At 31.1% G+C, this 9,368-nt stretch carries 7 protein-coding genes and 3 pseudogenes; 2 read left to right on the top strand and 8 right to left on the bottom strand.

The window, feature by feature from the left end:
* Nucleotides 1-225 precede the first annotated feature (225 nt).
* The 8 genes and pseudogenes from BT0_RS05635 to BT0_RS05605 all read right to left on the bottom strand — a co-directional run bounded on the left by BT0_RS05635 (nt 226) and on the right by BT0_RS05605 (nt 6,609).
* Entirely contained in the window at nt 226-1,380 is a 1,155-nt protein-coding gene (locus BT0_RS05635) for a hypothetical protein (RefSeq protein WP_032495656.1), read from the bottom strand.
* 168 nt (nt 1,381-1,548) lie between these two features.
* Complete coding sequence (locus BT0_RS05630) at nt 1,549-1,758, bottom strand: hypothetical protein (RefSeq protein WP_145954738.1); 210 nt, start codon at nt 1,756-1,758, stop codon at nt 1,549-1,551.
* Nucleotides 1,759-2,312: 554 nt separating this feature from the next.
* A complete protein-coding gene (locus BT0_RS06185) occupies nt 2,313-2,399 on the bottom strand; it encodes a hypothetical protein (protein WP_236842883.1) in 87 nt (28 codons plus the stop codon).
* Nucleotides 2,400-2,570: 171 nt separating this feature from the next.
* A complete protein-coding gene (locus BT0_RS06225; protein WP_236842882.1) occupies nt 2,571-2,666 on the bottom strand; it encodes a hypothetical protein in 96 nt (31 codons plus the stop codon).
* Between the two features lie 277 nt (nt 2,667-2,943).
* On the bottom strand, nt 2,944-3,828 hold the full coding sequence (locus BT0_RS05620) for a P12 family lipoprotein (protein ID WP_088895258.1): 885 nt from the start codon (nt 3,826-3,828) through the stop codon (nt 2,944-2,946).
* A gap of 360 nt (nt 3,829-4,188) precedes the next feature.
* A pseudogene (locus tag BT0_RS05615) lies at nt 4,189-5,191 on the bottom strand (variable large family protein); the annotation flags it as partial.
* Between the two features lie 76 nt (nt 5,192-5,267).
* A pseudogene (locus BT0_RS05610) lies at nt 5,268-5,408 on the bottom strand (variable large family protein); the annotation flags it as partial.
* A gap of 202 nt (nt 5,409-5,610) precedes the next feature.
* Nucleotides 5,611-6,609 (bottom strand): annotated as a pseudogene (locus BT0_RS05605) (variable large family protein).
* 213 nt (nt 6,610-6,822) lie between these two features.
* On the opposite strand from BT0_RS05605, the gene BT0_RS05600 reads away from it, so the two are divergent.
* Nucleotides 6,823-8,034 (top strand): anti-CBASS protein Acb1 family protein, encoded by a 1,212-nt coding sequence (locus BT0_RS05600; protein WP_162494738.1) that lies wholly within the window; start codon nt 6,823-6,825, stop codon nt 8,032-8,034.
* A 1-nt stretch (nt 8,035) separates the two neighbouring features.
* The gene (locus BT0_RS06075; RefSeq protein ID WP_236842881.1) at nt 8,036-9,247 is read left to right on the top strand and encodes a DUF1357 family protein; all 1,212 of its coding nucleotides are present in this window, start codon (nt 8,036-8,038) and stop codon (nt 9,245-9,247) included.
* The last annotated feature ends 121 nt before the right edge of the window (nt 9,248-9,368 follow it).

Genomic DNA, 9,368 nt, shown 5'->3' with positions numbered 1-9,368 from the left:
CAGAAATTAAATTTTTAGATGTCTCTAATAATAGCATAATTATACACTGCATTTAGTAAAAGGTTACTTCTCTAAATAAAGAAAGCCCAATTTCTGTAGTTTTCTCATCTGAAAATCTTATATCATTGATAATACACTAATAAATAATATCTTTAAATTAAAAAAAGGCTACAATTTTACGTAGCCTTTTTGTTAAATCTAAAATAATAATAGGATTATTACTTTCTAATACCAAGGACCATCTTTATCAACAGCTCCCTGAACTACCTTAAGAGAATCTTTCATTTGTAGGATTGGAGATACTATTGCTTTATATGCTTCATATGGATTAGATTGTCCTTGGACCTTTGAAATTAAAGATTTCACTTCTGTTTCGAGTTTATCCAATCTGCTTTTTGCATGTATTTCCATTATGTATACAAAATTTGTTGCAGTTTTTGCACTCACTTGAATGTAGTCTAATAAGGTCTTAAGATCTTTTTCAAGGTTTTCTTTTGTAAATTCTTTAGCCTCTTCTCTAGATTTAGCTCTGGTAACAGTATCACTAGGATGTGTATAATATATTTTGGTTTGTTTATTTCCAAATAATATATAATTTCTAAATATTTTATCAATTGTATTAATTGCTGAACCTACATTATATCTAACACTTTCCAGATAGGACTTATATCTATTGTCTAACCTTATCTCCTCTTCATCATATTCATCTTCATCATCTTCCAAATAGTATTGATCATAATCTTCTTCTATTTCATCAATGTATGAAATAGTGTTTGAACCTGCAATATCTTCTGGTCTTAAATCAGAGTCTATAGTAAAATCCATTGAATTACTTTCAATAGTTTCCTTTAATTCACCACCTTCACCACTAAGGAAAGTTGAACTTCCATGAGTCATTATTGCATGCTCATAGGAATCATACATTGTTGAAACTGCAGTAATTGAATTTGCTCGCTCTATATCTTGTTGCTTTTGTACTTTTTCTTCTCTAAATTCAGATTTTGTACTTGATAACACAACATTTGGACTCTCTTCATTAAGAATGACATCATTTATTTCAAGTCCATCCTTAAGCATGACTTCATTTTGTATACTATTCTGTTGTAATTCATCCTGAAGAACACTAGTTATATCGCCTGATACTACATTTTGTGCTAAATTATTAAAAGATTTCCTGCCACTAGTAGATGGTCTTTTCTTGATAACCCTCCTTCTTTTCTTAGTAGAACTTCTAACAGATTTTTCACTAGCATCTAAGACAAAATTAACCTTATCTAATAAACCTAGGGATTTTTCTTTAATTTCATCATTAAATATTAAATCACAACTGATAAAACTCAAAAGTAATCCCAAAGCTACATATTTATTTTTGGATTTCATTTCTCTCTCCTTTAAAATTAATATTAAAGATATAGCACTTTGAATAAGATTCAAGTCTTTATTAAAATAGGTAAAACCATTTGACTTTAACTCTCTTAAGATATTACATTAATACTTTTTACTATTTTTTTGTGTTAATTCATTTTATCGATCTTACTCATTAAAAATTCATAACAAATAAATGCTGCAAAGGGTAGAGGTTTTTTCCCTAAAAAATACTATCTTTGACCAACTCCTAATGGCTTGATGCGCACTCTTTAAAGCAGCAAAATCTTCCTCCTCCGCCTGTTTCATTGCATTCCTAAATTTACCCATCTCTGACTCTACTTTTTTAAACATATTTTCTGCATCATTCAAGCTAGTTTTTACACCCGACATATAATGTATAATATAACCAATGTAATAATAGCCACTCGATCTGTAAAGTTTACATGAAGCCAAACTGACTTAGAGAGAGATAAAATATGAATATAATAGACTTTTAAAAGTTTAACTTATTAAGCACAGTATGTTTGATTAATATATAAAATATTATTTTATGGTTTTTTATGTTAATTAGTATTGTGAAATTTTTGTCATAGCTCTAGTTTATTACAATATAATGATACTATCCAAATAAATAATCCTTTTTTTAAATTCAGCTCCCCCAGCATCATCTCCAGAATTATCTTTGCCTCTGATAAGTAATAAATTTTTGTTTTGATGATTATTTACTATTTTAATTCAATATCTAAGGAAAAACTTTTTATACTCTTATACTATAATGCCTTACCATCCAATTTAAACCTACTGGTATCCAAAGCACCAGAAATTGCTTACTATCTCTTAGTAAGGAAACCTACACCCATTTAAAATATGATTCTTAAAACTTCTAGTAAAATCGGCACAAACTTTTCAATGATATCAAGTAATATCTTGGCATACTCACGCATCTATTTTGATGAATACTCATTCACTTCTTCTACTTCATTTAATGCCAATCTTAATTTTATAAAATGAAACATATTATTTAAATCAATTTGCCAATACCACTCAGTGTATAAATTTAAAGGTAAAACAATTATAAATGCGTCTTTTCAAACATTACAATCTATCATAGATTGATATAATTCATAACACGATTTTCAACTTTCTATTAAATTATTTACTATATCTTTTGCACGATCTAAGTCAACTCTTGTGCTCTCAATTTATTTATTCTCAATATTTCGATTTATTATATCCTCTTCTAAAGGAAGATAAAACTCTTCTCTCAGCAAACTATATGAACCAGAAATCTCATTCATTCTTGCTGTTCTATGTCTCATCCATTGTATTGCAACAAATATAGAAGCCTTAACATCATAATCAATAAGCTTTTATAAAGCCCCTATCTAAACCTTATATTCCTTACTTAACAAATCATCTTTTCGCGTTATCAGTATTCAACAAATTTTATCCCTTAAAACTCTAAAATAACCTATTAGTATCTAAATAAAACTTAAGAAAGTTCCCTTTTTATAGAGAACTCTTCTTGCAAATATTGACACTTATAAAATACCTAACTACCTTTTATATACTCTTTTATCTATGAAGACTTCTTAGAAAAGATTTAGCTCCTTGCACTAGTTCTTCTATCTCTTTCTTTTTTCCTTTAGACTCATTTAGCTTTGGAACAGAAGATTCTAATTGCTCTAAAGAATTTTCTGCATCACTTCGTGACTTTTGAGCTAAAAAATCACTGTTTCTTGACAACCTGTAACTTTTATATTTATTTTTTAATCTCTCAGTAATAGATTCTTTTAAAGTTTTTTGGGCTAGATCAAAAAACACCATTGCAGAGCTTAGCTCACTAAGTAATTCTCCTCCGATTCGACTTGTCAACCTATTAATATCAAATCTTTTCCCATTTAACTGATCGCGAAACTGAATTAGTTTCTGTCTCTTCCCATTGTTATCTCTAGGATAACTTCCTATTTTATTGTTAAGCTCTGAGAGGGCACCATAAAAACTGGATTCTAATCGATCACATTCATTTTTAAGTTTAAGTGCATCCTCAATTAATTGATCAAATTCATAATCACCAAGGGCTCTCTTTATTTTTTCAATTTCTGCTTGTGCAGCTTTTTCGTACTTAGTATTTGGAGTTATGTCTTCTTCTTTTATATCTATTTCTTCTTGGACATAGTATGGATACACTTGTTGAGGATATTTAAATACTGGAATAGCATTATTAACAGGTGCTAAAGGCTTTTCTTGCACTACTTGTTGTACTCCTCCTTCCAACTTATTTTTAAGAACATCTAATTGACCTTCTTGCTCTTTCTCACATTCTTTATTTTCTTCTAATTTATTCCCTTCTAAAAATCTTTCCCTTGTTTTGTCTAGTAATTCATTAAAGGCATTTATATCACATGACAACAAACACAACAATATTAACATACATACTACTAAAGTACTCTTCTTCATATCTCTCCTCCTAAATTACTAAAATCACTCAACTATTGAGTCTCAATGTCTAAAGAAAACAATTACCATTAAATATACACCTTTTATTTTAAATTTCATAAAACCTCAATTATTTTATTCTGTAATAATTAAAGGCAATTCAAAATTATTTTGATAAAGTAAAATCAATTACTTACTAATCAAAACTAATCTCATAATAATCATTTACCCCCTAGTTAAAAAAGTTTAGCTAGAGCTTGTTTACTTATCTTTAATACAAATATTTAATCTACTAAAATGCCAAAAAGGAAAACAATTCTTATGAAGAGAAGAGTTTTCCTAATAATGACTTTATTATTTTGTTTACTTATCTTTTATTATTCATTTAGCAGCAGCGGGCTGAATAGCACTAGCTTCTGTTATTTCTGTAGTAGTGTCAGAGTACTGTATTCCTTTAACAGCTTCTCTTATCTTATCTAAATTGATACTTACTGTTTTCCTAATTATAAAATCAAGTATTCCTAACACCTTATTTACAGCACTTACAGCTGCTGCTTTACCTGCTCCTTCTTCATTAGCAGCAGGTTGAGTAAGTTTACCAGACTTAGTCATTGCTTTGAGAGCCAACAGCAGCTGCTAAGTCTGCATTAGTAGCTGCTGTGCCATTATCATTTGCAGCACCAACACTACCAGTAGCTAATTTTCCAGCATCATCGCCAGCAGCAGGTGCAGCAGACGCAGTAACATCCTTAGAATTTTTTATCTTATCAATCATAGCCCATGGGTCGGCTTTTGATACTTCGCCTGCTAGCTTTGCAGCATCACCTGCACCAGCTTGAGCGTTATGAATTAGGGCTTTAGGTCCATCTCCATTAGCCACCGGTTCACCAAAATTGCCAGGCTTGATTTCTATGCCAGATTTATCTGCTAGATCAATAATTGTCTTTACACTTTCAATTATAGCCTTTACACTAGCTTCATCAGCACCTACAGCATTATTATCAGTAATGGCATCACCAATATCAGTATTACCAGCCTCTTTAGCAGTATCAGCAAGTGTAGTTAGAGCAGCAATTAGTCGTTCAAAGACATCATTTGCACCTTTAATTGCACCCTTAACAGCTTCAATTGTGCTACCATCAGCATTTTTTGCTTCAGATATTTTACTTGATAGCTCATTTAACTTATTCTTAGTAGTTGTAAGTCCATCTCCGATCGTCTTAAAGTGTTCACCAACTTTACTTCTCTTGTCACCCGATTTAACTGCTGTAAATCCCAAAGTATCTCCAATAGCATTACCAAAGATGCCAAAAATCTCTTGAAATCCTTGACCTATTTTGATAAGTGAATCAGAGAAATAAATTTTAAATTCAACAGCTAATTTAACTTCTTAAGTTTAATTACAACAATATAGAAGGCATCTGAGGCACATCTCTAAGATTGCCTTCTAATCTTACTCCTGATGCTAATTTTCCATTCTTAACTAATGAACGTAGCGCTATCCCTCCTGCTACTACTGCTGCTTTAACTGCATCTTGGGCTAAATTATCTGCAGTATTCCCTCCTTTAGCAAAACTCATCGCAGTTGTATCTCCATTTGCTTATCCTTCTCTTTACTAATTACACATACCTTACTAATTCCACACTTAACTTTGCTTCATCTATTTAATTAACATACACTCAATATATCATATCTATACTATAATTACTTCAAATACCCTATTAACTAAAAAAAGGAAAACTACTCAATTTAATGAGTCCCGTTTCCCTTTAATGCCTTTATTATTGATTTTTATTTTCTACTTACTTACTAGTGCCTGCCTCACTTGCTACAGGGGTATCTTCTTGTTTAACTGCTGCTAATGCTTCACTTATTGTTTTTAATCCACTATCAACAGTATTTTTTATTGCAAGCATAAGAGTACTTAAAGTCTTAGCCACAGCACTAGTTGCCGCTCCATTTACTGCATTGGCATATTTATCATCACCATTTTTAGCAGCAAATTTACCACCCTTAGTCATAGCTCTTAAAGCAATACCCGCCGCAATAACTGAGTCCTTTTATGCTGCTGCACCAAGATCTTTATTATCATCTTTCTTAGCAACAGCAATCTCAGCAGCATTCTTTGCCTGATCAATCTCAACATTATTATTAGCAACCTCAGCAGATTTAGCAATAGCTTTTAGAATATCAGCCCCAGTTACAGCACCTATTGATGCACTAGCTGCAGCGGCTTGTGCTTCTTCAGCATTAGCTTTACCACCAAGCAACCTACCAATTGATTTTTGCTCTGATTCTGCAGTCTTAGTAGCCTCTGAACCCCCTTCATTGTCTTTCAGAACCACTCCAACAATTTCTTTAATTCCTTTAACAAGAGCGTTTACACTTACTGTTTCTCCAGGGGCAGCATCATTATCTTTAACAGCATTACCAATAGCATCACTACCAGTAGCCCCACTAGCTGCTGTCTTAGCCCCATCAGCGATCTTGTCTAATGTGTTAGTGATAAAGTGCTCAACGACTGATTTAACTTTTGGATAGTTACCATTCGTAGCAACTTTCTCTTGTAATTTCTTTTTAACAGATGTCATTGTCTCTGCTATTTTAGTGAAATACGCTCCTACCTCACTTTTCTTAGTCTCCGCTTTAATACCCAAAGCGCCAGCAACCATATCAGAAAGTGAAGTAAAAACATCTAAGAAACCTTTACCTAAATTAGCAATAGAAGTTAAGAATAAGGTTTTAGGATCTTCAGCCTTAGTACTACCACTGCCACAACTAAGAAGTAAAAATAAAGTCATTAATAACGCACTTGAATAAATAAGATAAAAATAAAAACTAAAAGCATTAGATGCTTTAACATTTCAGAGATTGTGTGTGATTCAACAATTAATTCTATTGATTGTTTTTTAACTAATAATTAAATTATTTAAATTTTGTTAGAGACAATTAGTCTGTGTTTAATATTGTTGCGTTATACTTTTTCCATATACTTGATGAAGGTTAAAGAAATCATGATTTCAAATAGCAATATCAACGCAAGAGAGTTATATAAGTATTCAATATTTTTTAGAAACTACATTTCAAATGTAGCAGAGGACACTCTTAAGAATGGAATTACCTTAAATAGTATTGATACTGCTTTTAATGTTAATGATGCTTTAGAAGCCTTAAAAATAGAGTTAAAAGAAGCATTATTGCAGTGTTTAATTAGTTACCGTTTTAATGGTGTTGGATACATTTTAGTTAAAACTGCTGACTTACTTGAAGATTTACATTTAAGCGTGAACCTAGAACTTCCTATTGGGTTTATGTATCTTGACTATAACAATGTTCGTGATGAGGGGCCTGACTTTAATTATATAACATACACTTTCAAAGTAAATACAGATGAGAAGATATCTTATAGAGAGTTGAAGATTCATAAGAATAGAGTAATCATACACTCTAATTATGATTATATACTTAAAGCTTACAGTCCATGTTATACGCAAAGCTTTTTGCTTAATATATATCTTTTTGAACAAATATATAAAGAAATAGAGAGGAGAATAGAGCAACATAACTTTTTATTTTACAAGGATGAATCATTAGTAACATTACAAGATGCCTTAAGTGATGCTACGACTTCATTAGAGATTTTAACTAAGGGCGTTAATGATAAGCCACGTATATTCTCTAATCTATTTAAAAGAAATGTAGATGAAAATCATATAAGCACATTTAAGAGTGTAAATAGAGATTTAGAGCGAGAGCTTACGCGGCTTAAATCTAACTTAAATAATAATGGTATTTTTTACAGTGGAACACCTGATGCGTCACTGGAGGTTATTAAGTATGACTTAACCTATTTAAAGGAAGCATTAGCCTTAGTAAAGGCAAAGATAGGTGCTGACACAAAAGAGCCATTAACTAGAAGTTTTAATGAGCAAACCAAGGGGCTTGGAAATGATGGGAAAGGGGATAGGTCTAATTATTATGACTTTTTAAAAAGTGTTCAAGAACAAATTGAAGTTACTATTAATAGTAAACTTGTTAAGTATTTCAATCTTAAGATGCATTTTAATTCACTTTATGTGCTAAGTGAAGAAGAAAAAATAGAGCGAGATATGAGATTACTTGAAATGTATGACAAGTATGTAGCTTTAATGCTAAATCCTGCCTTAAGTAAAGTTGATAAGGCAAATTTACAAGACAGATTATTTATGAAAATAAAAGGAGATTAATATGGAAGTAGAGAAGACAAATGACTCTTTAAAGACCGCTACTGATACAGAAGCAGTAAGTAAAACACCTGTTATGGTGAGTATAAGTGCTGCTGAATATGAAGAATATAAAGCGTATAAAGCATCAAAAGAATCTGATAATCAGGCTTTAAGTATAAATGAGCGTGTATCAAAAGAACTTGCTGAGGTTCAGGAGCGTGCATTATTACAAGATAAACTCTTAAAGGAAGCAACACGTATCAATGAGATTGATACACTTGCAAGTAAATACTTAAGTAATCACTTTAATAAAGAGACATTACTCTCTAAAGGATATTCACTTGATGAGATACTCTTAGCCCAAAGCCGAGAGCTTGTTCGAAAATATGTATTACCTGAAGAGATAAAAGCTATAGCTAAGGTTGAATCAGCAGAACATCTTGAAGGAAAGATCTTGGAACAGCTTTTAGATTTGGCAAAGGTGAATATAAAACATAGAAAGCGTAATGAGAGTATGAGTGATGTTTCTTCTAAAAATGGGGGTGTTAAATTTAGAAAGACAATATCAATCTCAGATCCAAATTTCAGACCAATTAATCGGAGTAATTCATTTGATTTTGAATATTATTCAAAAGAAATTGCAAGTGTCTTTAACGACATAAGTATGCCAGAATTTTACAAATGGTTTAATGATTCTCAAATTGAAGATATTAATATCAATCCTGGAGATATGTGTTTACACAAAAATCTAATTGCTGGGATTGATAAAATGTCAAACATTGTAATGTCAACATTAGGATTTAGATCAAAACCAGTTAAGCTTAATTACCTCAAATTACAATACAAGTTTAACCATTTACAACAAACGTATGAAAAAGTGTATCAAAACAATAATTTTCTGCCCTTCAGACAAGCATATAAGCTTGCAAGTAATGAGATTATCAAGCTTATTGACCGTTTTATCTTAACAGGTTGTATATCAACAAAAATCGAAAAAACATTTTCTGATAATATGTATGGACTACTTAATATGCCAAACCAAGTCAAAGAAGAAGTAAGTAGTAGCGATAAAGATAAGATGGATAAGATATTTGAAAAGATTAAATCTGGACTTTTAAAATTAGAACTTGATGATGAATTTGTTATTGCATATGGTTCAACAAGTTTGAAACTTGTTGAACCATATGCAATAACAAATTCATCATCTAATGTTTATTCTTCAACTTATTCATAGAAAGACTTCCTTATTAATACAATTCAGGCTGTTAATAATAAACAAGAAGTCTACTTAAAGACAAGTCATTTACTAAAAAATCAGATACTAATTTATCCATTAAATCCAAAATTACTAAAGT

Source organism: Borrelia turicatae 91E135 (assembly GCF_000012085.2).
Taxonomy (GTDB): Bacteria; Spirochaetota; Spirochaetia; order Borreliales; family Borreliaceae; genus Borrelia; species Borrelia turicatae.
The sequence above is the reverse complement of the archived record's forward strand: the minus strand, read 5'-3'. Positions and strand labels throughout refer to the sequence as shown.